Below are 23,914 nucleotides of genomic sequence, written 5' to 3' on the forward strand. Positions count from 1 at the left end.
GCGCTGCAGGTCTTCGGCTCGTTTCTGCTGTACCGCCTCGCAAGGCTGCGCTAGGACCATCGCCATGTACCGGCCCTCCCATCTCCCTGCACGACCGCTGCGCGCCTGGCGCAAGGAGCAGCCATGACTGCGCAACAACTATGGATTGCCAGCCTGGCATTCGCCGCACTCGCCGTGCTGCTGCTCGCCGGGGCGATGGTCTGGCAGCTGCGCCGCTCGGCGCGCGCGGCGGCGCTGGTCGGCGAGGTGCTGCACGCGCGCGAAGCCAGCGCGGCGGCGCTGCAGCCGTTTCTCATGCCCGGAACCCCTGCGCCTTCGACACCCGGCAATGAAAAGGCCGAAGCCGCGATGGCGCAATCGGTCGCCAACAGCCTCAGGCCACCGGCCTGGCTGCAGTCCGGTCTGTCCAAGGCGCTGTTCGCCGACGAGGACCGCAAGCTGATGGAGCTGGCCGGCATGGAGATCGCGCGCGGCGGCCTGGTCTATGTCATCAGCCGCGTGGTGCTGGCGCTGTGCCTGCCCATGCTCCTGCTCATGCTGTTGCAGCCCAAGGGCCACAACGCGCTGCTCTATGGTTTCCTGGGCTTCGGTTTTGGAATGATGCTGCCCAAATGGCTGGTGCGCTCCAAGGCCAACCGCCGGCGCCAATGCGTGGTCGAGGAACTGCCGCTGTTTGTCGATCTGCTGCGGCTGCTGCAAGGCGTGGGCTTGAGCATTGACCAGAGCATGCAGATTCTCGCCACGGAATTTACCGGCGTGCTGCGCGTGATCGGCGCCGAACTCGCCCTGGCCAACCGGCTCTATGCGAGCGGTCGCACGCGCGAGCAGTCGCTGCAGCGCCTGGCCCATATCGGCGCCGACGATGACCTGAGCGCCGTCGTCAACCTGCTGGTGCAGGTCGACCGGCATGGCGGCGCGGTGCAGGACCCTTTGAAGGAATTCAGCCTGCGGCTGCGCGAGAAGCGCCAGGCGGGTTTCAAGGAAAAGATTGGAATCATCACCGTCAAGATGACCGGCGTCATGGTGCTGACGCTGTTGCCCGCGCTGATCGTCATCACTGCGGGACCGGGCTTCACGGCCGTCATCCGTTCGCTGTCCACGATGGGAGGGAAATAAGCCATGAACCACAAGCCACGCTTTTCGCCTGGGCAACGCGCGCTCACCGGGCTCGCCGGCGCGATCGCGGCGCTGCTGCTCGCGGGCTGTGCGGCCAAGTCGCCGCAAGGCTATGGCGCTGCCACCGAAGCCAGCCTGGCGCAGCAGGCACAGCAGCAGCTGGAAAAGGCCGAGCAGATGACGCAGGTCGACCCCAAGCAAACCTATCTGGGCCTGATCACGCAAATGCAGCAGGCCAACCAGTGGTACGCCGCGCTGGCGCACACCGAAGCGTTTGAGCGCCAGTACGGCGCCAGCGTGCAGATGCGCCTGCTGCGCGCCGATGCGCTGCGCAATACCGGTCAGGCATTGCCCGCGGAGAACGAGTACCGCGCGCTGCTGGGAGAGACCGACAGCACGACCCAGGCGCGGGCCCACCGCGGGCTGGGACTGTTGCATGCGGGCCAGAAACGCTATGCCCAGGCGGTTGCACAACTCGAGCGCGCGCGCCAGCTCAACCCCATAGACGCCGATCTGCTCAGCGACCTGGCCTACACGCATATGCTCGACGGCCAGCTGTCCGCGGCCGCGTTGCCCATCCTTCAGGCCGCGCAGCTCGCGCCGGCGAATGCGCGGGTACAGCTCAATCTTGCGCTCTACTGGCTCGCGAGCGGCGCCCAGGACCAGGCCACCCAGCTGCTGCAGCGCCTGCGCCTGCCGCCGGCCAGGAACGCCGCGCCGCTGATAGACGAGACCTCGCTGCAGACCTTGCAGGCCCAGCTCGCGGCCGTCACGCAGGCGGTGCAGGACAGGACCAATGCCGCCGCCGCGCAAAGCCTTGCCCCACCCGTGGCGCAAGCGCCCGAGCGCATCAGGACCGTGGTGCTCGAACATGCGCCGCGCGCCGCCGATGCCGCCACGCTCACCGCGGACCGCCGCCCGACGCCTGCCCCCACGCGATAAGGAGCCCGTATGACCTTGCATTTCACCATCCATCCGCGCCTGCAGCTTTCGCGGATGCTGCTGGCCCTGGCCCTGGCAATGGCGAGCGGCGTTCATGCCCAGACCGACCGCAGCGTCGCCGCCGTGCAGGCGCCGCCGCCGGCCGAGGAGCATGTGCCACCCCAGCCCTTGCGCGTCAGAAGCATAGATATCGGCAGCGCCGCGCAGAAGCTCTGGGACCTGCAGCGCGCGGCGCCCGGCGTGCGCCCCCGCCCCATCGATGGCGATCAGGCCAGCCGCAGCTACCAGCGCTATCTCAAGAGCTTCGAGTACCCCATTCCCGAGCGCTTCAGTTCCGGCTTGGAAATCGTGAAGAAGTAAGCGCGTCACGCCATGCTGCAGCCGCCACGCACTTCCGAGCCAACCGGCGCCCCGCCAAGGCGTCAGCGCGGTGTCTATGCGCTGGAGTGGGCTTTCATCTTTCCGGCATTCTTCATGCTGCTGTACGGAATCATCTGCTACGGCCTGACTTTCCTGGTGCGTGAATCCATGCAGTACGCAGTGGAGGAAGGGGCCAGGGCCGCGCTGAGATATCCGGTGGGCGCGAACTCGTCCACCTGGAACGACAGGAAAACGCAGACCGTCGCCGCGGTCAAGGACCGCCTGAACTGGCTGCCGACTGCCATCAGACCTACCGACGCCAACGTCAAGTTCACCGTATGCCTGGTCAGCGATGCGGCCTGCAATCAGGACAGCGTGCTCAATGCCAGTCTGCCCTGCAGCACCGCCGCACCTTGCATGATTCTGGTTTCCTACGCCATCAACAACTATCAGGACCATGCCATTGCCCCTGCCTTTCCCGGCATCGGGCTGGTCTTGCCTTCGAGGCTGCAGGCCAACGCCAGCATCCTGATGGACAGGGAGTTGCTGTGAAAACTCCACGGCCCCATCGCTTGGCCAATGCGGTCGCGGCGCGCCACAGACAGCATGGCGTTGCAGCCATTGAATTCGCGCTGCTTGCCATTCTCATGACGACTTTGCTTCTGGGCCTTATGGTGTGGTGGCAGTATTTTCAGGCCAACCAGATATTGACGCGAGCGGCAGGCGACGGTGCGCGGGCCGCACATACGCTGGTCATCACAGGTACGGCCCCCTGCGTCGTGACCAATGCGGCCGCCAACAAGGCCAGCATTGAAACGCGCGTCGAAAACATCATCAAAAGTCAACTGACGTACAGTGGACTTGCCGCGGAGAAGTTCAGCATTTCGAACAAATTGTGGAAATGCTCCAATACCGGAACGGAGAGTTTCAGCTTCGACGTCAGCTACCAACTTCCATCATTCATAGGCAGCAATAGTTTTCTGAAAGAGCCGACCAGCCTGAATATCAAGGATCACATCGTGGTCCACTTCCCTTCCACGACTTGAAGGACAGGCAGCATGACGTACCACATGTCCCGCAATCCCCCGCTGCAGAATGGTTCCATACTGGTTCAATTCGCTCTGCTGGTCCTGGTTCTCATCGCGATACTTGGTACGATTCAGATTGGCTACATGTATTATGCAAAGCGCGATTTGCAACGCATCGCCGATATGGCCGCCCTGGAATCCGCAAACGCCATCAAGATCGCGACCACCTGCAACGATGCGAAAAACTCCGGAAAACAAAGCATAGATGCCCAATGGCCGCTGGGCATTACGACCACAGGAAACACTCTCGACAAGATCGAATGCGGCCAATGGACAAAAGCGGCAGGTTTCGTTTCGGTCAGCCCATTCAACGCCGCCCGCGTCACGCTGTCCGGCGAGAGCCTGCAGCTGGTTCCATTCACAGGAAACAGAACAGTTGGCGCCACGGCCACCGCGGCCATCGCCAGTGATTCGATCGCCTCTTTCTCCATAGGCTCCGGAGTTGCACGGTTGAACGCCGGCGCGCTTAACAGTCTTCTGACATTGCTGCTTGGCACCAGCGTCAATCTGAGCCTTGCCGACTACACCGGTCTTGCAAACACCAATGTCAATCTTCTGGGACTGATGAATGCCTTGCAGGTCAATGCAGGCAACTATGCGGAACTGCTCAACACCACGGTCAGTCTGGAACAGCTTTTGCAAGCCAGCATCCAGGTGGCGGAAAACATCCAGGATCAGGCAACCGCCGACATTGCCATCAATGCCCTGGGCAATCTGCTTGCGCTTCCCGCAACGCTGAATCTGAACAATACATTCATCAACCTGCTCAAGGACGGCAGCCAAAAAGGCCTGGTGGACCTGGGGATCTATCAGAACCTGCCCTCTTCCGCGCTGAATGCCGATGTGAGCGCGCTGAGCGTCCTGACCACGGCATTGCAGATCGCCAATGCGAACTCTGCGGCTGCACTGCAGACCACGCTTGATCTGGGTGTGCTGGCAAAGACCACCGTGGCGGTGAAGATCATAGAACCGCCCGTCATCGCCACCGGCCCGGCGGGGAAGGATGGCAGCGGGCAATACATCACACGAGCGCACACCGGTCAGGTTCGCACAAAGATCGATCTACAAGCCCTCAATGCGTTGACGTCCTCGGGTAATCTGCTCGATCTCAACCTCCTGTTCCTGCTGCGTCTGCAGGCATCGCTGCCGTCCAGCAGCGCGATCAATCTTCCGATTTATGTGGAGGTGGCTTCCGCCGATGGCGAGCTGGAAAGCATTTCGTGCCACTTTTACGCTGCCAACACCCACAAAACCACCATTCTGGCAAAACCCGGGGTAGCACATATATTCCTTGGAAAAATACCTGATGCAATGACCAACACCACTACTGCGTGGGGAGGCTTGTCCAAGGATTATTTCAACCTCCTTGACATCAATGTCAGAGTCACTTTGCTTGGGCTAACGATTGTATCGGCACCCGTGAAATTGATGGCCAAGCTGGATCTTTCCATAGACAACCCTAAATCAGCTCTTGACTTCAGTTATTCAACGGAAAAACCTCGTTCCGAACAGAATCTGATAAAGACTGTTGGATCGGAAACAAAACTGGGCGCTGCGCTCGGAAATGCATTGAGCAATAATCTATTGCAATTTCGACTGGACACGAGTGGCCTGACGCTTCTTGGAATCGATCTCGATTATTTATCGGTCATCGTTGATGCCCTGGTCAACAGTCTTTCCATAATCGTCGGCGTGGTCGTTTCCCTGCTTTCCACATTGCTGAACCCGATTTTCATCTTGCTTGATTCTTTGCTGGGTCCCCTGTTGAAAACATTGGGACTGCAGATCGGCTACGCCGATGTAGAACTGCTTTGGACAGACTGCAATCCGGCGCAACTGGTGAATTGAATCGATTCATCAACCAACCATTCAACATCAAGGAACCGCACAGTGAATCAGGGAGAATTGGTCATCTACGTCTGGGAAGGCCAAGCCGATATCGCGGAGCGGGTGGAGCGTTGCATGCTCAGCATGGACGTGGAGGTCGTGCGTGCCGACGGCCTGAACATGGCTCCGGCCTCGACCGCCGGCCAGAACGCGATTGCGGTGGTGAGCGTGTCCATGCTCGAAGGCGCGCGTTTCAGCCGCAACCATGTCGAGGGCACGTTCGGCGGCATGCCCGTGCTGTGGGTCAGCTCGAATCTGCGCGGCGCGACCGCGGGCAGCTATGCGACCGAGTATTCGCATGTGCTGCCGTTCGACTTCACGGGCGCGGAGTTGCGCGCGATGCTGGCACGCATCCTGCAGCGCCTGCAGAGTTCGCACAGCCAGCCCCAGCGCTCCGACGACATCATTGCGGTCGCCGAGTGCATGCTGAGCCTGCTCAACGACGCCGACACCTTTGCCGATTGCGAGCACAGCGTGCTCATCAGCGGCGAGACCGGCACCGGCAAGGAGCGCATCGCCGAACGCCTGCATGTGCGCAACACCCATTACGGCCAGGGGCCGTTTGTCGTCGTCAACTGCGGAGCCATCCCCGACGGGCTGTTCGAATCGCTGTTCTTCGGCCATGCGAAGGGTTCGTTCACCGGCGCCGTGACCGCGCACAAGGGCTTTTTCGAGCAGGCCAGCGGCGGCACGCTGTTCCTCGACGAGATTGCCGATCTGCCGCTCTACCAGCAGGTCAAGCTGCTGCGCGTGCTCGAGGAGCGCACGGTCACGCGGCTGGGCTCGGCCACGCCGGTGCGGCTGGATTTCAGGCTGGTGGCCGCAACCAACAAGCCTTTGCGCGAACAGGTGCACGCGGGCCGCTTTCGCGCCGATCTGTTCTTTCGACTCGCGGTGATCGAGCTGCAGATGCCCAGCCTCGAAGAGCGCGGCGAAGCCGACAAGCTCGCCATCTTCTCCAGCATCCTGCACAAGGTGGTCGGAGAGGAAATGATGACCAAGCTGGGCGAGCCGCCATTCTTCATTCTCGACGCGGTCGCGCAGATGTACTTTCCGGGCAATGTGCGCGAACTGCGCAACCTGACCGAGCGCATAGGCGTCGCCGCGCGCCAGACCGGCGACTGGCTCGCGGGCGGTGCGACGGAGCGCATCCTGCGCCAGGCGCAAAGCCTGTCGGCCGTGACGTTTCCGCTGCAGACCGGCGCCAGCGAAGCGCTGCCCGCCAGTCGCGCCAACTGGGACCAGGAAGAGCGCAACCGCATCATCGCCGCGCTGGGGGCCAACGACTGGAAACGCCAGCCCACGGCCGACCAGCTGGGCATCAGCCGCAAGGTGCTGTGGGAAAAGATGCGCAAGTACCAGATCAGCAACGGTGAGCCCGAAGTTCCGCTGGCCGTCGGCATCCCTGCGGATGCCGAAGACGACAGCGAGAAGTGACGCAGCCGCCGTATCTGCCCCTGCCCTGACTCCGCGAAGCCTTATTCCATGCAAAAACCTCTGATCGTTTTCGTCGGCGCCGTCTACCCCAGCCAATACACGCTGCTGTGCAGCCATCTGCGCGCCAGCGGCATGGCCGACAGCTGGTTCATGACCACGCCGGGCCACAAGGCCAACCACGAAAAGGACTGCGACCACCTGCTGTCCTTCCAGCCCGATGGCAACATCGTCGGCCCGCAAAGCTACTACTACTCGAGCAAGGTCGAGCGCTCGGCGCGCATCTGCCGCGGCGTGCTCAAGGCACTCAAGGACTTCGAGAAGGCGCAGGGCCGGCGCATCGACGTGGTGGTCGCGCACTCGCTGTGGGGCGCGCCGAACTGGCTTTACGATGAACTGGATGCAGCCGTCGTCAGCTACATCGAATTCCCCAGCTACCGCGCGCACGGCTGCGACCCCATGTATCCACCCGACGAAGCCCAGCGCCTGGCCGACCGCAACACCGAGATGCTGCACTTTCACCAGGTGCTGTGCAGCGACCTGACCATCGTGCCCAGCGCCCATGCGCGCTCCCTGTTCCCGCCACTGCTGCAGGACCGGATCGCGGTGCAGTTCGAAGGCTTCGACATCCAGCCGCCGCTGCGCGACCCTGCGACCGATACAGTGCCGGGCCGGCGTTTCACGCTGGCATTTTCGGCGCGCGACCTGTCGAGCGCTAAGGGCTTCGAGACCTATATGCGGCTGGTGGACCGCATGGTGCGCGAAGGCGACGCCCAGAACACGCGCTTCATCGCCATAGGCGACGACAAGGCCGCAACCTATGGCTACGAGCAGCAGTGGGTGGAGCGCCGCTATGGCGGCAAGGTCGCGAGCTTTCGCGACCATTTGCTCAAGGTCTACCCCGGCGCCGAGGTGGTTGAGTTTCCCGGACGCCTGCCCTATGCGGAATTCGCTGCGCTGCTGGCCGAGGTGGACCTGTTTCTCTATCCGCTGCGCCATGGCGTGGCGAACTGGGGGCTGATGGAAATCCTGGCGCGCGGCGGCTGCGTGATCGGCACCAACTGGGGCTTTCTTCCCGAGCTGGTGCAAAACGATGTCAACGGACTGCTGCTGCCAGACAACGACGACGCATGGATTGCCGCGATACGCGCGCTGCGCGCCGATCCGGCCAGGCGCGCGCGCTATGCCAGGGCCGCACAGGAGACAGGCCAGAAGTACCACATCTCGAAGATTGCGCCGCGCTTCATGGCATTGTTCGAACGCGCACTCGCCCAGCGACGCGCACCGCTGCTGGCCGGGGCGCAAGGCGCATGCTGAAGCGATGGGACACAGCCCGCCGCAGATGCCGTCAGACGCTGGTCATCCCGGGCGCGGCATCCCAGGCCACCCGGTTGCGCCCCGCGTTCTTCGCCAGGTAGAGCAAGGCATCGGCACGCTCCAGGGCGCGCGGCAGGTCGTCGCAAGACCCCACGCCGGCCACACCGAAACTCGCCGTGACGGCGCCGGCAATGGCGCTGCAATGGGTTTGCGCCAGCTGCCGGCGCATGCGTTCGGCAACGCCGGCAGCGATGGCCATATCGGCGCAATGCAGCAAGACGACAAATTCCTCGCCGCCGAAGCGCGCCACCAGATCGCCCGGGCGCACCTGCTGCTGCAGCGTCTGGCCCACGATCTGCAGCACCTCATCACCGGCAGCGTGCCCCCAGGCGTCGTTGACGCGCTTGAAATGGTCTACATCGCACACCAGCAGCGCCCAGCCTGACGAGCGCGGGCTGCGCAGGCGCGTTTGCGCGGATTCCAGAAAGGAACGGCGATTGAGCAAGCAGGTCAGGGCATCATGGTCGCGCTCGCTGCGCAGGGCCTGGAGAATCTCGCGCAGCGAACAGGCGAGAAGGCTCAGGATGAACGCCAGCCCTATCACCATGTTGACCGCGAGCATCAGCAACCACAGGCCCGACTGCGTCAGATCCTCGACGCTTTGCACCGGCAGCAAATACATGACCACGCCGGTGCGCACCACCGCGTTGACCAGCAAGGCCAGATAGCAGGCCCACAGAATGCGCTCCACGCCGCTTTTGAAAGCGGGCGCCCGGAAAATGCTGCGCACCGGCAGCGCCCGTAGCAAAAGCATGGCGACGTTCAGGATCACGATGCGCAGCCACAGCTGATCCGAGACCTGCGAGAAATAGAACAGCAGCGCCAGCGCCACAACGGCTATCGCCAGGGCCAGCCTGGGATGCGCCGACCCGCCATAGCGCTGCGCCATGCCGTGCGAAATCACCCAGACTCCGGCCATGTAGAGCGCGCCGGTGAGCACGGCCCAGTGAGCCAGCTGCCCATTGGTCATCAGACTTTGTGCTCCCAAGGGGAAAGCCAGCACAACGTAGCCCGAGGCGATCCACAGCACCGAGCGCTGCGTGCGCATGGCCGGCATGGCTTTCCAGCAGGCGATCAACGCCAAGCCTAGCAACAGCGAGCAAGCCGGGACAATCAGCGCGAAATAGGAGTCAGGCGACACAGTGGACGGTGGAAGGACTTGCGGTGCACGAGCGACAACCCCATCAGGGCATTGCAAAGTGTAACGTCCCCGCACCCGCCGCCCGGATTGGGCGCGCACCGGCGTCGAAAGCCTGGCACAGCACATGGCCTGCAGCAGATCGCCAGGCAACGCTGGCGCAGCCAGGTATCCATCGCGCGAAAAAAAAGGCCCTTGAAACATTCAAGGGCCTTTTGATCTATTTTGTATCTGGGGTGGCTGATGGGGCTCGAACCCACGACAACAGGAATCACAATCCTGGACTCTACCAACTGAGCTACAGCCACCGTAGATTCAAATTATAGCGCGTTTTTTCGACCTTGAATCGATTGCTGGCGCTTCGATCCTATCGGGGCTTGAGCGAGCCTCGCTGCCACTATGCGAGCAGCGCATATTCATGCTCCAAAAACTCACTTGTCCAGGCCCATGGGTGCTTCTACATTCAGTTGCAAGTGCTGGCCCAAAAGCCCATCCAACAGCTGGCGCGAAAGCTCCATCCCCTTTCCGAACTCCCAAGGACCACCATGACAACGACAGTTTCTGCCTGCGGCCCGCGGGCTCTTGCAATCAAAGTGGGCGCCACGGTGCTGCTGGCCACACTGGCGGGCACGGCCCTGGCCAACACGGCGGCGGCCAGCAGCGCCGGACCGCTGGTCACGGCCGAATGGCTGGCGCAAAACCTCAGCCGCCCCGACGTGCGCGTGATCGAAGTCAGCGTCAATCCAGGCCTCTACGAGCGTGCGCATATTCCCGGCGCGGTGAACTTCTCCTGGCACAACGACCTCAACGACAAGCTGCGCCGCGACATCGTCGGCAAGCAGGACTTCGAGAAACTGCTGTCCAGGGCCGGCGTGAAGGACGACACCACCGTCGTGCTCTACGGCGACACCAACAACTGGTTTGCGGCCTGGGGCGCCTGGGTGTTCGACATCTACGGCGTGAAGAACGTCAAGCTGCTCGATGGCGGGCGCAAGAAATGGGAGGCCGAAAACCGTCCGCTGAACAACCGCGCGCCCGAATACGCGGTCACGACCTACCGCGTGGGCAAGGTCAACCTGGACCTGCGCGCGCGGCTGAGCGATGCGCTGGCCGTGGCCGAAGGCAAGTCGCAGGCCAGGCTGATCGACATCCGCTCGGGCGACGAGTACCAGGGCAAGATCTTTGCTCCGGCCGGCGTGCCCGAGCTGGCGATCCGTGCGGGGCATATTCCCGGTGCGGTGAACGTGCCCTGGGGCCAGGCGGTGCAGGAAGACGGCACGTTCAAATCCAAGGAAGAGCTGCGCAAGCTCTACGCCGGCGTGGGCATAGACGGCAGCAAGCCGGTGATCACTTATTGCCGCATCGGCGAGCGCTCCAGCCACACCTGGTTTGCGCTCTCCAAGATCCTGGGCTACGACGTGAAGAACTACGACGGCTCCTGGACCGAATACGGCAACGCAGTGGGCGTGCCGATCAACAACCCGGCCGGCACGGTCTGGGCGGCCAAGTAATCGCGGGCCCGCGCCTCTTGACCCTTGGATGCCCGCCTGCGCGGGCATTTTTGCGATCAGACAGGAACACAATGATGTCCACCGCCAGCAATGCCGACCTGCCGTCGTCCCCGCAACGCCATGCCGCCTGGCAGCCCTGGGCGGCGGCCGCCCTGATCGTGCTGCTGGGCGTTTTCGCCAGCCAGGCACAGACATGGAACGGCGGGCGCACGCTGGTGTTCGCCCTGACAACCGGCATCGCCCTGGGCGTGGTGCTGCAGCGCACGCGCTTTTGCTTTTACTGCCATGCGCGCGACTGGCTGCAGCGCGATGACCCGCGCGGCATTCTTGCGATCGCGCTGGCGCTGGCCGTGGGCCTGGTCGGCATGACCGTGGTGCAGGGCAGCTGGGTGGCCAATCCCCAGGCCGGGCAGCTGCCGCCCGAAATGCACATCGGCCCGGTCAGCTGGGTGCTGGTGCTGGCCGGCCTGGCGTTCGGCGCGGGCATGGCGATCTCGGGCTCGTGCATCAGCGCCCATTGGTATCGGTTGGCCGAAGGCTCCAGCGTTGCGCCGTTTGCCTTGCTGGGCACGGCACTGGGGTTCGCCATAGGATTTCATACCTGGAATCCGCTGTACAGCGTGGCAGTCGCCGATGCACCTGTGGTCTGGCTGCCGCAGCACCTGGGCTATGGCGGCGCGCTGGCCGTGCAATTGGGCGGCCTGGGTCTGTGGGCGGCGTGGATCTGGCAGCGCCATGTCAAACGCAACGCGCGCAAGCCGCGCGTCCCGGCCGCACCCGTGGCGCGCGATCTGCGCAGCCTCTGGCGGTCGCTGTGGACCGGCCGCTGGAACTATGCGCTGGGCGGTGCACTGATCGGGCTGATCAGCGTGTTCACCATCGTGCGCATGCGGCCACTGGGCGTGACCGCCACCCTGGGCAGCCAGGTGCGCGGCGCGCTGCAGAGCCGGGGCTGGGTGCCCGAACGCCTCAACGGCCTGGACGGCTTTGCAGGCTGCGCCACGCTGCCCCAGGAAAGCTGGGCCACGCCCAATGCGCTGGTGCTCGTAGGCCTGCTGGGCGGCGCTTTCGTCGCCGCGCTCGCGAGCCGGCAATTCACGCCGCGCCGGCCCACGGGCGGCGACGCGCTGCGCGGCATTGCGGGCGGCACGCTGCTGGGCTGGGGCGCGATGACCGGGCTGGGCTGCACCATAGGCACCCTGCTGTCGGGCGGCATGGCCGGGGCGCTCAGCGCCTGGGTGTTTGGCGCGGCCATGCTGGCGGCGCTGTGGCTGGCCTTCAGATTCCAGGCCTGGCAGGCGGCACGCGCCAGCGCCTGAGCGCTTTTACCGCGCCGGCGCGACGCGCCAGATGGTGTTGCCGACATCGTCGGCCACCAGCAGCGCGCCCTTGGCATCGAGGGTCACACCCACGGGGCGGCCCCTGGCCTTGCCTTCGTCATTCAGGAAGCCGCCGAGAAACTGCACCGGCACCCCTGACGGGCGGCCCGACACAAACGGCACGAAGACCACGTTGTAGCCGACCAGTTCCTTGCGGTTCCACGACCCGTGCTGGCCAATGAACGCGCCGCTCGCATAAGGCGCTGGCATGCGCGCATCGGAGAACGCCAGACCCAGCGGGGCGACATGCGAGCCCAGGCCAAAGTCCGGTGCGACCGCCTTGGCCACCATCTCCGGATTCGCCGGCTTGACGCGGCTATCCACGTTCTGGCCCCAGTAGCTCCAGGGCCAGCCATAGAACGCGCCGTCCTTGACTGAAGTCAGGTAGTCGGGAACGAGGTCGTTGCCCAGTTCATCGCGCTCGTTGACCACCGTCCACAGCGCCTTTGACTCGGGCTCCCAGCCCAGGCCATTGGGGTTGCGCAGTCCGCTGGCGAACAATCGCTTGTTGCCGCTGGCCACATCGACTTCCCAGATCGCCGCACGGCCCTCTTCCGCGGCCATGCCGTTGTCGCCGATATTGCTGTTGGAACCCACGGTCGCATACAGCTTGCTGCCATCGGCGCTGGCGAGGATGTTCTTGGTCCAGTGATGGTTGGCTCCCGCGGGCAGGTCGGTGACCTTGACCGGCGCCGCGGAGATGCTTGTCTGGCCGGTCTCGTACGGCACCTTGACGATGGCGTTGGCATTGGCGATGTAAAGCTGGTTGCCGACCAGCGCCATGCCGTAAGGCGACACCAGGTTCTGCAGGAAGATGCTGCGCGTTTCGGCCACGCCGTCACCATCGGTGTCGCGCAGCAGGGTGATACGGTTGGCGCTGGCCGGGCCGGCGCCCGCGCGCTTCATCACCATTCCCATGGCCTTGCCGCGCAGGCCATCGGCATGCACATTCTTCGTACCCGGCTCGGGCTCGGGCTTGTTGCTTTCGGCCACCAGCACATCGCCATTGGGCAGCACATGCACCCAGCGCGGATGGTCCAGGCCCGCGGCCAGCGCGGTGACCTTGAAGCCTTCGGGCGCCTGCGGCATCTGCCCTTCGCTCCAGCCTACGGCGGGCGCGATGTTGACGGTGGGCAGCAAACCCTTTTTCGCCGGCGCGGGCAGTTGCGGGTCTGACCCCAGCCCGGGGGCGGAAAGTGGCTGTGCCCAGGCGCCGGCGACGCCGCCGGCCAGGGCCAGCAGCGACAGCCAGCGCAGAGATTGGGAAGGGGTTGTCTTGTTCATGCGCAAAGTATGGGGGGACGCTTTTGCGTCCCCCTGTAGTCCGGCGCCGCAAGCTCCGGCCGGCACGGCCTGCGCCGCGCCTGCCCCCGCGCCGGTCAGGGCTGAACGTACGACTTGGTGCTGTAAAGCGTCGTATCAAGCTTGCGCAACACCGGCAGATTGCTGGACGCATCCTTGGGCTGCTTGTCGATGTAGGCCTGGAACACGTCGGCATCGAGCACGCCGATGTCGAGGCGGCGCGCGGCAGGCACGGCCGCCAGGGTCGTGTAGCCATCACCGCCGGTGGCATTGAAGCTCAGCACGAACAGCTTGTAGGTCTTGGCCATGTCGAGCAGGCCCCACACGCCGGTCCTGGCATCGCGTACCTCGATGTTGGCCACGCGGCTGCCGCGCGCCAGCGTCGCGTTCACATCGAAGCGCAGGCCGCCGGTGTACGGGTAAGGGCCTGTCGTGCCGCCCGCGCCATAGACCGCCTGCATGCCGTCTTCGAGCATGCTCTTGACTTCCTGTCCGGTGACGTCGAGACGGAACAGCATGTTGCCGAAAGGCAGGACCTCGATCACGTTGGCCGCCGTCACATTGCCGTTCAACGGTACGCGCACGCCGCCGCCGCTTTGCAGCGAGATGTCGGCACCGCCATAGCTCGCATTGGCGACTTCCAGATAGGCCTGGGCCACCAGTTGCTGGATGTCGCCGCCCCGCAGGCTCACATCGCCCTGGGCGTTGCAGGCCGCGCTGGAGCGGCTGTAGTCGGCGCTGCCGACCCCGCCCGGCACGCGGCGCGAGCACAGCTCCGCGGGCACGGTCGCTACCAGGCTGCGGCTGAACACATCGACCTTGTCCTTGAACGGCTTGAGCGTGGCCGTGGCGGCGGCGCTGGGCGCGGTGACGCGCAGGAAACCGCTGGCGTTGACGTCGGCCAGGATGCTGGCCTTCTGCTCGGCGCTCGCGGGCTTGCCGGCCACGCTGAAGCTGTCGCCGATCAGCACATGCGGCGTGCCCGCGCAGCGCGTCACGTCGCCGTTGGCATCGAACGTCACCTGGAGCTCGCCCACCACCTGGCTGTACTCCCAGGCCTGGACCAGACAGACCGGCTTGCCGTCCTTGTTGCTGAGCTGCGTGGGATAGGCTCCGGCCGGCGAGCCCACGCCATAGGTGGCGAGGCTTGCGGGGCCCAGCAAGGTGTGCGAGTCCGCGCCCACCACCACGTCCACGCCGCTGAGCCTGGAAATCACGGCCTTGTCGTAGTCGTAGCCGATATGGCTCATGACCACGATCTTGTTGATGCCCTTGGCGCGCAGCGCATCGATCTCGCGCTGCGCGGCCAGGGTCTCGTCTTCAAACAGGGTGTCGGCGTCGGGGCTCGACGAGGCCTTGGTCTTGCCGGCGATGGTCAGGCCGACCACGCCTATCGACTGGCCGCTGCGCTGCAGCACCACCGATTTGTTGACATAGCCCGGCGCCTTGGCCGGCAGCAGTGCGGAGTTGGCGCCGAAATTGACGTTGGCGCTGAGCACCGGCGTCTTGCAGCTGCCCTTGTGCAGCAGGTCGATGAAGCCCTTGAGGCTGGTGTCGCCCTTGTCGAACTCGTGGTTGCCCAGCGTGAACGCGTCGAAGCAGACGGTGTTCATCATCGCCGCGTCGGCTTCTCCGCTGGCGCCCGCGCGGTTGAAGTAAAGCGTGCCGGTCTGGGCATCGCCCGCGTGCAGCTTGAGCACATTGGTCGACTGGGCCGCGAGCGCCTCGATCGCGGCGGTGACGCGCGGAAAACCGCCCGCCTCGGTGACCACGGCGCTGGCCGCACCCGCCGCGGTCTTGAGCTGCAGCGTCTTGCTCTTGCTGTCGAGATTGGAATGATGGTCGTTGATGTGCAGGATGGTCAGATCCATCGGTTGCGCGGCGACGCTGTCGCCGCCGCCATCACCCCCACCACCGCAAGCGGTCAGCACGGCGGACACAATCAGGCTCAGGGAAAGAGCATAAGGAGCGCGTTTCAAGGACTGTCTTTCAGGATGCAAAGCGCAAATACTGTTCTGCGCCCGTGAAACCCTTATGACACTTTCCAGCCCGCCCGCTTGCCGGTATCAGCCGCCCATCCATGCCGGCAGCCAGCGCACCAGCGCCATGCCGATCAGCCCCTGGGCAACGACGCCGTGGAACATCAGCGCGGTGTTGTCGAGCGTGGCGCGCGCATTGGTGCGCAGCCGCCCGGCCCATGAGCGCGCGAGCACATAGCCGCCCATGACCAGCAGCACCAGCGCGTGAAAGCCCTGCCAGGCAAGCAACGCGGCGACAGTCGCGCTCCAGGCGTCGGCGCGCGGCGCCAGGCCGTTTTGCAGATGGGTCAGCAGATCCAGCCCGATCGCGCCGCCGGCCGCGCCCATTGCCAGCACCACGGCCAGGCGCAACCAGCCTTGGCGCTCGCGCTCCAGACTGCGCTGGGCCCAGACCATCAGCGCCGAGGCGGCGAGCAGCAGGCCCGCAGGCCACAGTCCGCCCGTGGGCAGGCTGGCGCCCGGCGGCGGGCAGACGTCCAGCGCCATCGACACATGGATATGCGCGAACGCAAACGAGGCAAAGATCGTGGCGTCCACGGCCAGCAGGATCAGCGTCGCCCACCATGAATGCGAGGCGCGGCCCGCAGCCACCGTGGGCACGCTCACGCCTGCGCCAATGGCGGCCGTGGCGCGCAATGGAGGCAGGTCGGAACCCCAGAGCCAGACCAGCATCGCGACCACCGAAATCAGGCCCGAGATGACGGCTGGCACAATCCAGTACACGGTCAGCAGCAGGAAGAAGCCGGCCGTGCCGGCGGCCGCGATGAACGGCGACCAGCCGTCGCCGGGCAGGCGCAGCAGATGGCGTATGCGCGCATCGACCGGACTCGTGACCAGCGTCTCGCGCCCGCCAAACACTGTGCCCGGCAGCCAGTGCCGGCCCTGCTCCACTTCCTGGGCCAGCGTGGGACGCTGCCACAGCGGCGCGCGCGCTTCGATCTGCGGAATGCTGCGCACGCCATAGTCGCCCTGCGGCAGCCATTCGAGCGAATCCGCCTGCCACGGGTCGCCGTGTTCGCGTTCGGCGCGCGCCAGCGTGCGCACCAGATCGACCAGGCACAGCAGCACGCCGGCGGCAAAGATGAACGCTCCCGCCGTGGACAACAGATTCCACAAGGTCCAGCCCAGGCCATCGGCATAGGTGTAGACGCGCCGCGGCATGCCCGCGAGGCCGGCAATGTGCATGGGAAAGAACGCCAGATTGAAGCCGCCGAACATCAGCACGAAACTCCAGCGCGCGAGGCGTTCGGACAGCCGGTGGCCGTTGTAAAGCGGCGCCCAGTAATAAATGCCCGCGAACAAGGGAAACACCAGGCCGCCTATGAGCACGTAGTGCAGATGGGCGACGACGAAATAGCTGTCGTGCGCCTGCCAGTCGAACGGCAGCACCGCGAGCATCACGCCCGTGAGACCACCGAGCACGAAGACGAAATGAAAGCCCAGCAGGAACAGCGCAGGCGCATGCATGCGCACCCGGCCTTTCCAGAACGTGGCGATCCAGGCGAACACCTGCACGCCGCTGGGAATGGCGACCGCAAAGCTGGCCACCGACGTCACATGCAGCGCCAGCGGCCCCAGGCCCGCGGTGAACATGTGGTGCATCCACAGCAGGAAGCTGATCGCGCCGACGGCCACCAGCGCCCAGACAATGGCGCGGTAGCCGACCAGCGGCGTGCCGGCCATCACCGGCACCATCATGGTCACCATGCCCGCGGCCGGCAGGAAGATGATGTAGACCTCGGGGTGGCCGAAGAACCAGAACAGGTGCTGCCACAGCAGCGGGTCGCCACCGCGCGCGGCAATGAAGAACGGCCAGTCGAACGCGCGCTCGAGTTCGAGCAGCAGCGTGCCGGCGATCAGCGCCGGGAACGCGAAGATCACCATCAGCGCCGCGACCAGCACCGCCCAGGCAAACAGCGGCATCTTCATCAGCGTCATGCCCGGCGCGCGCGTGAACAGGATGCCGATGATCAGCTCGATCGCGCCCGCAATCGCCGAGATCTCGATGAAGCCTATGCCCAGCAACCACCAGTCCGCGCCAATGCCCGGAGAGAACTCCTTGCTGGTCAGCGGCGGGTACATGAACCAGCCGCCATCGGGCGAGGCGCCGAAGAAAATGGTGATGAAGAACGCCAGGCCGCCGATCGCATAGGCCCAGAACGCATAGGCGGACAGCCGCGGAAAAGGCAGATCGCGCGCGCCCAGCATATTGGGCAGCAGCCACACCGCGACGGCCTCGACCACGGGAACGGCGAACAGGAACATCATCACCGAGCCGTGCATGGTGAACAGCTGGTTGTAGGTGCCGGCAGTGACCAGCGTGCTGCCCGGCAGCGCGAGCTGCGCGCGCATGATGAGCGCCAGGATGCCCGCGAGCACGAAAAACACCAGCGCCGTGGCCAGGTAGTAGACGCCGATCTGGCTGTTGTTCACGGCCGAAAGCCGGCGCCAGCCCCTGGGCGGCTCCCAGGCGCGCTGCAGTGCTTCGCGCTCGCCCGCGGGCCGCGGCAGGGCATTGGGCAAGCCATCGGGCAGGGACATGGGCGCGGCGTCGCTCATTGCAGCGTGCCCAGCCATTCGCCCAGCGCCTGCAGCGTGGGTGCATCGAGTCGGTCATAGGAAGGCATGCGTGCTCCCGATTTGATCTGCTGTATATGCCTGAGCCAGCGCTCGCGGCCTTCGGGCGTATTGGCCAGCGTGCCCGCACCCAGGTGCAGGCGGCTGCCGAAATGCGTGAGATCGGGCCCCAGGCGGCCCTCTTCGCTGACTCCGCGCACGGTATGGCAGGCGTTGCAGCGATTGGCGAGAAAGGCGTCGCGGCCCTGCAGCTGGCGCGGCGTTGCCGGGGCCGACGCGGGGCTGGCCTGCGCCGCGAGCCAGGCGTCGAAGGCCTGGGGCTCGAGGCCCACCACATGCAGCGCCATCTGCGCATGCTGGGCGCCGCAGAACTCGGCGCATTGGCCGCGCCAGACGCCGGTCTCGGTGGGCGTCACCAGCAGGTGCTGCATGCGCCCGGGCAGCATGTCCATCTTGCCCGCGAGCTGCGGCACCCAGAAGCTGTGGATCACGTCGGCGCTGGTCAGCGCGAAATACACCGGCCGGCCCACGGGCACGCGGATCTCGTTGGCCGTGACCACATCGGCACCCGTCACGGGATCGCGGTAGCGCACTTCCCACCACCACATGTGCGCCTTGACCGTGACGATCAACGCGCCCGCAGGCGGCACCGGCTTCCAGGCCGGCATGCGCGGCAGCACCCAGGCAAACAGCGCGGCCAGCACCAGCGCCGGAAACACCACGCCCCCGCCTATCACCCACAGCCCGGGACGCAACGCCGCCTTGCGTGCGCGCAGCGACCAGGCCAGCAGCAGCATCACTCCCAGGAAAATCAGCAAGCCGCCACCGAACAGCACCCAGGTCACGGTCTCTATGGACTGGGCGGCGTCGCCGGCCGCGGGCAGCATGCCTGCGGGCTTCATTCGAGCGAAAAAAGAAAGGCCGCCATGGCCTGGGCATCGGCGGGCGAGACGCCCATGCTGGGCATGGCCGTGCCCGGCACCAGCGACTGCGGCGCAGCGATCCATTGCGCCAGCGTGTCGACCCGGTTGGGCAGCCGCCCCGCGATATAGCTGCGCTGGCTCCAGGCATCCAGCGGCTGCGACACCTGGCCGCGCGCCGCCGGCACATCGGGAATGCTGTGACAGGAACCGCACTGGTACTGCCCCATCAGCGCCTTGCCGCGTTCTATCGTGAGGCGATCCTGGGCCCGTGCATCACCGAACACGCAGGCGGCAAGCAACACCGGCAGCAGCGTAGGTGGAAAGGCATACTTGCGCTTCATTAGCGCATTCTGTCGCACAAATGAGGACAACTGACGCAAAATCACAGCAGATGATAAAAAACAAGCTGTTGCCAATCATTGCTGTCACAGCCACGGGAATCGGGCTTACAGCGGCCCTGGCTGCCGTGGCAGTGGTGTATTCGGGCGCCTACGACATCTCCGCCACGCGCCAGCATTGGCAGGCCACGCATTCCCTGCTGGAGATCGCCATGCGCCAGTCGGTGCGCCGGCAGGCCAAGTCCATTGAGGAGCCGGCGCTCGACGATGTGCAAATGGCGCGGCGCGGTGCCGGCAGCTACCAGGACAAATGCGTGCAATGCCATGGCGCGCCCGGCGTGGCGCAGTCCGATATAGGTCTGGGCATGCAGCCCCTGCCCGGCCCGTTGGTGGACGCCAGAAAGCATTGGCGCCCGCGCGAGCTCTACTGGGTGGTGCGCCACGGCATCAAGATGACCGGCATGCCGGCGTGGCAATATCGGCTCGCCGACGAGGAGATATGGGATCTCGTGGCATTCATGCAGCGGCTGCCGCAGCTCGATGCCGTGCAATATGCGCAGTGGGTGCGGACCGCGCCGCGCAGCGAACCCGCCCAGACGAGCTCGGTGCCCGCCTTTGCCGCCGATGCAGAGCGTGGCCGCCAGGCGCTGCACCAGTACGCCTGCAGTGCCTGCCACCGCATCCCTGGCATCACCGGCTCGAGTGTGCATGTCGGCCCGCCGCTCCACGGCATGGGTCAGCGCACGCTGATCGCGGGCACGCTGCCCAATACGCCGCAGAACCTCGCGCGCTGGCTCACGCATACCCAGCACATCAAGCCGGGCACGGCCATGCCTCAGTTGGGCGTCTCGGCGCGCGATGCGCAAGACATGGCCGCCTATCTCTCCACGCTGCGCTGAAAGTGCAGCGCCCAAGAAAAAACGCCCTGAACTTGCGTTCAGGGCGTTTTCAATATTTGGGGTGGCTGATGGGGCTCGAACCCACGACAACAGGAATCACAATCCTGGACTCTACCAACTGAGCTACAGCCACCGTAGAAGCATCTATTGTAATCGCAAAAATGCCGCCTTATCGCGAGTTTGGCGATTTGGCGGCATTAATTCTCAAGGGCGGTCGACCTTCATCTGCACCTTGAAACGCGCCTTGAGCATTTCATAGTAGGCCGCGCCTTCGGCGCCCGCCCACCATTGGGCCAGTTGCTGCTTCTGTGCGGCAACGATCTGCGCATCCTGGGCAGGACGCTCGACCACGGCATTGACCTTGACCACGGCGTAGCCGAGGTTGCCCAGGTCCACACCTGTCCAGGCGGGCAAACCGTCCACGGAAGCGTGCAGCGCGGCATCGATGACATCGCGCGGCAGGTTCTGTGGCTGGTCGCGGCCTATCACCAGCGCTGCGCCCAGCGCGGCGCTGGCGGGCGTTTCCTTCCAGGCCTTGAGCTTGGCCTGGCCTTCTTCACGCGCCAGTTCCGCCGACTTCTGCGCCACGTACAGCGCCTGCACCTTGTCGGCGACTTCTTCGTAGGCCAGGGTGTGGGCCGGCGAATAGGCGGTGACGCGGCCGGCGGCCATGATGCCGGAGCCGATTTCAACGGCTTCGGTGTTGCGCTTGCTCTCCAGCGATTCGGACGAGAACAGCGCCTCGAGGAAGCGCGGATTGGCCAGCGGGCCTTGCGCGCCCGGGGCGGGAACGCGGCTCACGCGCTCGGCCTTCTGCACGGTCAGCTTGAGCTTGTCGGCCACGCCCTGCAGGTTGTCCGACTGCTCGTACACGCCATTGGCGAACTGCTCGGCCACCTCGGCGTACTTGCGCTGGGCCTGCTGCTCCTTCAGGTCCTTCTCGAGGCGCGGACGCAGCTCGGCAAAGCTGGGCTGGGGCGGCGTCTTGATGTCGGTCAGCTGGATGATGTGGAAGCCGAAATCGCTTTCGACCACGTCGCTGATCTCGCCCTTCTTCAGCGCGTAGGCCGCGTCGGCAAAAGGCTTGACCATGTCGCCACGCGTGAAGAAGCCCAGATCGCCCCCGCTTTGCGCCGTGCCGCTGTCCTGCGACGACTGCTTGGCGACGGCGGCAAACGACTTGGGATCCTTGCGCACCTGTTCGAGCAGGGCCTGGGCCTGTTCACGCGCCTTGGTGCGGTCGGCGGCCGATGCATCCTTGGTGGCGTTGATCAGGATATGGCTCGCACGGCGCTCTTCCTGGCCGGCGAGACGCGCCAGGTTTTCCTGGTAGTAGGTGCGCAGGTCATCCTCGCTCAGCACCATCGAGGCCTGCACGCTGGCCGAATCAAGCACCACGTATTCGACGCTGGCCTGCTCGGCCTGCTGGAACTTGTCCGGATGGGCCTTGTAATAGGCCTGCAGCTCTTCGGGCGTGGGCTTGACCTTGGCCGCGAAATCGCTGGCCTTGAACTGCGCCACCTGGACTTCGCGGCGCTGGTACAGCGCGTCCATCGCCAGCTTGACCTGGGAATCCGTCACGAACGAGGAATTGATCGCCGAACCCATCACCTGGCTCAGCGACAGGTTGCTGCGCAGATTGGCTTCGAAGCCTTCGGGCGTCATGCCCTGTGCGCCGACCAGCGCGCGATAGGCTTCTGCATCGAGCGAGCCGTCGGCGCGCTTGAGCGCGGCGATCGCCGGGATCTGCTGCAGGCTGCGCACCAGCTGGGCATCGCTGGCCACGAGATGCATCTTCTGCGCCGCGGCCACGAGCACGCGGTCACGCACCATGCGCTCGAGCGTCGCATAGCGCGCCTGGGGCGAGTCCAGCAGCTTGGTATCCATTTCGGGATTCGCCGCACGCAGTTGATCGCTCTCCATGCGGTGGGCGTTGTCCCAGTCCGATTGCTTGATATCGTGGCCATCCACCCGAGCCACCGTCGGACTGGATTCCGAGAAATAGTTCTGGTCGATGCCAACGAAGATGAACGAGGGAATGATCAGCAAGAACAACAAGATCATCACGAACTTGGAGTGCTTGCGGATGGCTTCAAACATAGTCGATCTTTCTGTGGAAGCAATAAAAAAGGCGAACCGATGTTCGCCTTTGTAAGGTGTGCGCAGCCAAAGGAACCTGACTGAGGAAGGCAAGGGACTGACCCCATCCATCCATCAACGACAAAGCCTGCCAACGACCCACGCACCCTTGGTGAAGGAAACTGCGCAGATTCTACCTGTTACGCCTGAAGGCCCACGCAGCCAGAAGTGCCAACGCAGCAGGCGGGCAAAGAAAAAGGGCCCGGATTGCTCCTGGCCCTTGATTTCATCTGCAATGGGTGGTGGGTGCTGACGGGATCGAACCGCCGACCTACTCCGTGTAAAGGAGCCGCTCTACCGACTGAGCTAAGCACCCCCTTGCAACTGCTTGTCAGTTCAACGCATCTTTCAATGCCTTGCCCGGACGGAATTTCGGCACCTTGGCGGCCTTGATTTCGATCGTGGCGCCGGTGCGTGGGTTGCGGCCGGTACGTGTGGAACGCTCACCCACGGTGAAAGTTCCAAAACCGACGAGCGATACTGTACCACCCTTTTTGAGGGTTTTCTTCACTGCCTCGATCGTCGATTCCAGTGCGCGCGCGGCGGCGGCCTTGGAGATGTCGGCATTGTTTGCAATGTGCTCAATCAGTTCGGTCTTATTCACAAGAAGCCTCTCGAGAAATGGTGGATGGAATGTCGCTGCTGTGCGGAGACTGTGCAGTTCGAAAACTGTATCTTCCGACCAGCCCGCAATCACCGGAGGTGGATGCGCTTAGTGCCATGCCATCGACCTTCCAAGTGTCAATGTTATCCGCTGCAATCCCAGCGGCTGCAGCGATTCTAGCTGCAATTGCCCTGCTGCCCAGCGTCGGCGGGCGATTTTGTGGCGCGCGGCCGCTAGAGGCTTCACGGATTGACAACCCGGGCTGGCGCGCGCCGGCCGCGGCCCGGTCACCTGTCCACGCGGGCGCGGATCTCGGGCAGGGCCTTTTGCAGGTAATACACCATGGACCAGACCGTGAGCACGGCCGCGATCCAGATCAGCACATGGCCCCAGACGCCGGTGTCCATCACGCCGAACAGCATGCCGTCATAGAGCAGGAAGGGAATGGCCACCATCTGCGCCGTGGTCTTGAGCTTGCCCAGCATGTGCACCGCCACGCTCTTGCTGGCCCCTATCTGCGCCATCCATTCGCGCAGCGCCGAAATGGCGATTTCGCGGCCGATGATGATCAGCGCCACGAACACATCGGCGCGCTGCAGATGCACCAGCACCAGCAGCGAAGCGCAGACCAGGAACTTGTCGGCCACGGGATCGAGAAAGGCGCCGAACGAGGAAGTCTGGTTGAGCTTGCGCGCCAGATAGCCATCGAGCCAGTCGGTCGCGGCAAACACGATGAACATCAGCGTTGCAATGAGATTCTGCAGCGCCGGCTCCATAGGGGTGTAGAACACTCCCACGATCAAAGGTATCGCGACGAAGCGCGTACAGGTCATCAAGGTGGGGATGGTCAGAAACATGCTG

The 23,914-nt window shown here is 64.5% G+C and carries 20 protein-coding genes and 3 tRNA genes; 11 read left to right on the forward strand and 12 right to left on the reverse strand.

What is annotated here, in order from left to right; genetic code table 11:
• Positions 1–123 precede the first annotated feature (123 nt).
• From RR928_RS14375 to RR928_RS14410, 8 genes are read left to right on the forward strand one after another with little or no spacing between them, the layout of a single operon-like run.
• Positions 124–1,116, forward strand: a complete 993-nt coding sequence (locus tag RR928_RS14375) for a type II secretion system F family protein (protein ID WP_332538402.1) — start codon at positions 124–126, stop codon at positions 1,114–1,116.
• Positions 1,117–1,119: 3 nt separating this feature from the next.
• Positions 1,120–2,058, forward strand: a complete 939-nt coding sequence (locus tag RR928_RS14380) for a hypothetical protein (RefSeq protein ID WP_332683057.1) — start codon at positions 1,120–1,122, stop codon at positions 2,056–2,058.
• 9 nt (positions 2,059–2,067) lie between these two features.
• Positions 2,068–2,418 carry a DUF3613 domain-containing protein gene (locus RR928_RS14385; protein WP_332538404.1) on the forward strand — a complete coding sequence of 117 codons (351 nt, stop codon included), beginning with the start codon at positions 2,068–2,070 and terminating at the stop codon, positions 2,416–2,418.
• 12 nt (positions 2,419–2,430) lie between these two features.
• Complete coding sequence (locus tag RR928_RS14390; protein ID WP_332538406.1) at positions 2,431–2,970, forward strand: TadE/TadG family type IV pilus assembly protein; 540 nt, start codon at positions 2,431–2,433, stop codon at positions 2,968–2,970.
• A 20-nt stretch (positions 2,971–2,990) separates the two neighbouring features.
• Entirely contained in the window at positions 2,991–3,464 is a 474-nt protein-coding gene (locus RR928_RS14395; RefSeq protein WP_332538407.1) for a TadE/TadG family type IV pilus assembly protein, read from the forward strand.
• Between the two features lie 24 nt (positions 3,465–3,488).
• Positions 3,489–5,354, forward strand: coding sequence for a TadE/TadG family type IV pilus assembly protein (locus RR928_RS14400; RefSeq protein WP_332683060.1), 1,866 nt, complete (start codon positions 3,489–3,491; stop codon positions 5,352–5,354).
• A gap of 42 nt (positions 5,355–5,396) precedes the next feature.
• Positions 5,397–6,830 carry a sigma-54 dependent transcriptional regulator gene (locus RR928_RS14405; RefSeq protein WP_332538409.1) on the forward strand — a complete coding sequence of 478 codons (1,434 nt, stop codon included), beginning with the start codon at positions 5,397–5,399 and terminating at the stop codon, positions 6,828–6,830.
• Positions 6,831–6,878: 48 nt separating this feature from the next.
• Positions 6,879–8,144, forward strand: coding sequence for a glycosyltransferase (locus RR928_RS14410; RefSeq protein WP_332538410.1), 1,266 nt, complete (start codon positions 6,879–6,881; stop codon positions 8,142–8,144).
• Between the two features lie 31 nt (positions 8,145–8,175).
• Here the strand turns inward: RR928_RS14410 and RR928_RS14415 are convergent, their stop codons facing one another.
• A complete protein-coding gene (locus RR928_RS14415; protein WP_332538411.1) occupies positions 8,176–9,261 on the reverse strand; it encodes a GGDEF domain-containing protein in 1,086 nt (361 codons plus the stop codon).
• A 313-nt stretch (positions 9,262–9,574) separates the two neighbouring features.
• Positions 9,575–9,650: transfer RNA gene (locus tag RR928_RS14420), tRNA-His, on the reverse strand.
• 237 nt (positions 9,651–9,887) lie between these two features.
• Between RR928_RS14420 and RR928_RS14425 the strand changes: the two genes are divergently transcribed.
• Both RR928_RS14425 and RR928_RS14430 read left to right on the forward strand, forming a co-directional pair.
• Positions 9,888–10,853, forward strand: a complete 966-nt coding sequence (locus RR928_RS14425; RefSeq protein WP_332683063.1) for a sulfurtransferase — start codon at positions 9,888–9,890, stop codon at positions 10,851–10,853.
• A 74-nt stretch (positions 10,854–10,927) separates the two neighbouring features.
• Positions 10,928–12,172 carry a YeeE/YedE family protein gene (locus RR928_RS14430; RefSeq protein WP_332538413.1) on the forward strand — a complete coding sequence of 415 codons (1,245 nt, stop codon included), beginning with the start codon at positions 10,928–10,930 and terminating at the stop codon, positions 12,170–12,172.
• 6 nt (positions 12,173–12,178) lie between these two features.
• Here RR928_RS14430 and RR928_RS14435 read toward each other — a convergent pair whose 3' ends face one another.
• The 5 genes from RR928_RS14435 to RR928_RS14455 all read right to left on the reverse strand — a co-directional run bounded on the left by RR928_RS14435 (position 12,179) and on the right by RR928_RS14455 (position 19,414).
• Complete coding sequence (locus RR928_RS14435; protein ID WP_332538414.1) at positions 12,179–13,516, reverse strand: PQQ-dependent sugar dehydrogenase; 1,338 nt, start codon at positions 13,514–13,516, stop codon at positions 12,179–12,181.
• A 95-nt stretch (positions 13,517–13,611) separates the two neighbouring features.
• Positions 13,612–15,513, reverse strand: coding sequence for a bifunctional metallophosphatase/5'-nucleotidase (locus tag RR928_RS14440; protein ID WP_332683065.1), 1,902 nt, complete (start codon positions 15,511–15,513; stop codon positions 13,612–13,614).
• Between the two features lie 87 nt (positions 15,514–15,600).
• Positions 15,601–18,114 (reverse strand): cytochrome c oxidase subunit I, encoded by a 2,514-nt coding sequence (gene ctaD / locus RR928_RS14445; RefSeq protein WP_332548058.1) that lies wholly within the window; start codon positions 18,112–18,114, stop codon positions 15,601–15,603.
• 14 nt (positions 18,115–18,128) lie between these two features.
• Positions 18,129–19,052 carry a cytochrome c oxidase subunit II gene (locus RR928_RS14450; protein ID WP_332548059.1) on the reverse strand — a complete coding sequence of 308 codons (924 nt, stop codon included), beginning with the start codon at positions 19,050–19,052 and terminating at the stop codon, positions 18,129–18,131.
• Positions 19,049–19,414 (reverse strand): c-type cytochrome, encoded by a 366-nt coding sequence (locus RR928_RS14455; protein ID WP_332538418.1) that lies wholly within the window; start codon positions 19,412–19,414, stop codon positions 19,049–19,051. The genes RR928_RS14450 and RR928_RS14455 overlap by 4 nt, the downstream gene beginning before the upstream one ends.
• 68 nt (positions 19,415–19,482) lie before the next feature.
• On the opposite strand from RR928_RS14455, the gene RR928_RS14460 reads away from it, so the two are divergent.
• The gene (locus tag RR928_RS14460; protein WP_332683068.1) at positions 19,483–20,310 is read left to right on the forward strand and encodes a c-type cytochrome; all 828 of its coding nucleotides are present in this window, start codon (positions 19,483–19,485) and stop codon (positions 20,308–20,310) included.
• A 57-nt stretch (positions 20,311–20,367) separates the two neighbouring features.
• On the opposite strand, the gene RR928_RS14465 is transcribed toward RR928_RS14460, so the two are convergent.
• From RR928_RS14465 to pgsA, 5 genes are all read right to left on the reverse strand, one after another.
• Positions 20,368–20,443: transfer RNA gene (locus RR928_RS14465), tRNA-His, on the reverse strand.
• 71 nt (positions 20,444–20,514) lie between these two features.
• Positions 20,515–22,410 (reverse strand): SurA N-terminal domain-containing protein, encoded by a 1,896-nt coding sequence (locus tag RR928_RS14470; protein WP_332538421.1) that lies wholly within the window; start codon positions 22,408–22,410, stop codon positions 20,515–20,517.
• A 279-nt stretch (positions 22,411–22,689) separates the two neighbouring features.
• Positions 22,690–22,765: transfer RNA gene (locus tag RR928_RS14475), tRNA-Val, on the reverse strand.
• Between the two features lie 15 nt (positions 22,766–22,780).
• Positions 22,781–23,110, reverse strand: a complete 330-nt coding sequence (locus RR928_RS14480) for an HU family DNA-binding protein (protein WP_332538425.1) — start codon at positions 23,108–23,110, stop codon at positions 22,781–22,783.
• A gap of 230 nt (positions 23,111–23,340) precedes the next feature.
• Entirely contained in the window at positions 23,341–23,910 is a 570-nt protein-coding gene (gene pgsA, locus RR928_RS14485) for a CDP-diacylglycerol--glycerol-3-phosphate 3-phosphatidyltransferase (protein ID WP_332538422.1), read from the reverse strand.
• Positions 23,911–23,914: the final 4 nt, after the last annotated feature.

The organism is Comamonas sp. (assembly GCF_036666375.1).
Classification (GTDB): domain Bacteria; phylum Pseudomonadota; class Gammaproteobacteria; order Burkholderiales; family Burkholderiaceae_C; genus Comamonas.

Coding starts and splice junctions, on each gene's coding strand:
- RR928_RS14470 (WP_332538421.1), bottom strand. CDS start 22,410: ATGTTTGAAGCCATCCGCAAGCACTCCAAGTTCGTGATGATCTTGTTG.
- RR928_RS14380 (WP_332683057.1), top strand. CDS start 1,120: ATGAACCACAAGCCACGCTTTTCGCCTGGGCAACGCGCGCTCACCGGG.
- ctaD (WP_332548058.1), bottom strand. CDS start 18,114: ATGTCCCTGCCCGATGGCTTGCCCAATGCCCTGCCGCGGCCCGCGGGC.
- RR928_RS14400 (WP_332683060.1), top strand. CDS start 3,489: ATGTCCCGCAATCCCCCGCTGCAGAATGGTTCCATACTGGTTCAATTC.
- RR928_RS14450 (WP_332548059.1), bottom strand. CDS start 19,052: ATGAAGCCCGCAGGCATGCTGCCCGCGGCCGGCGACGCCGCCCAGTCC.
- pgsA (WP_332538422.1), bottom strand. CDS start 23,910: ATGTTTCTGACCATCCCCACCTTGATGACCTGTACGCGCTTCGTCGCG.
- RR928_RS14430 (WP_332538413.1), top strand. CDS start 10,928: ATGTCCACCGCCAGCAATGCCGACCTGCCGTCGTCCCCGCAACGCCAT.
- RR928_RS14435 (WP_332538414.1), bottom strand. CDS start 13,516: ATGAACAAGACAACCCCTTCCCAATCTCTGCGCTGGCTGTCGCTGCTG.
- RR928_RS14375 (WP_332538402.1), top strand. CDS start 124: ATGACTGCGCAACAACTATGGATTGCCAGCCTGGCATTCGCCGCACTC.
- RR928_RS14390 (WP_332538406.1), top strand. CDS start 2,431: ATGCTGCAGCCGCCACGCACTTCCGAGCCAACCGGCGCCCCGCCAAGG.
- RR928_RS14410 (WP_332538410.1), top strand. CDS start 6,879: ATGCAAAAACCTCTGATCGTTTTCGTCGGCGCCGTCTACCCCAGCCAA.
- RR928_RS14455 (WP_332538418.1), bottom strand. CDS start 19,414: ATGAAGCGCAAGTATGCCTTTCCACCTACGCTGCTGCCGGTGTTGCTT.
- RR928_RS14425 (WP_332683063.1), top strand. CDS start 9,888: ATGACAACGACAGTTTCTGCCTGCGGCCCGCGGGCTCTTGCAATCAAA.
- RR928_RS14415 (WP_332538411.1), bottom strand. CDS start 9,261: ATGCCGGCCATGCGCACGCAGCGCTCGGTGCTGTGGATCGCCTCGGGC.
- RR928_RS14385 (WP_332538404.1), top strand. CDS start 2,068: ATGACCTTGCATTTCACCATCCATCCGCGCCTGCAGCTTTCGCGGATG.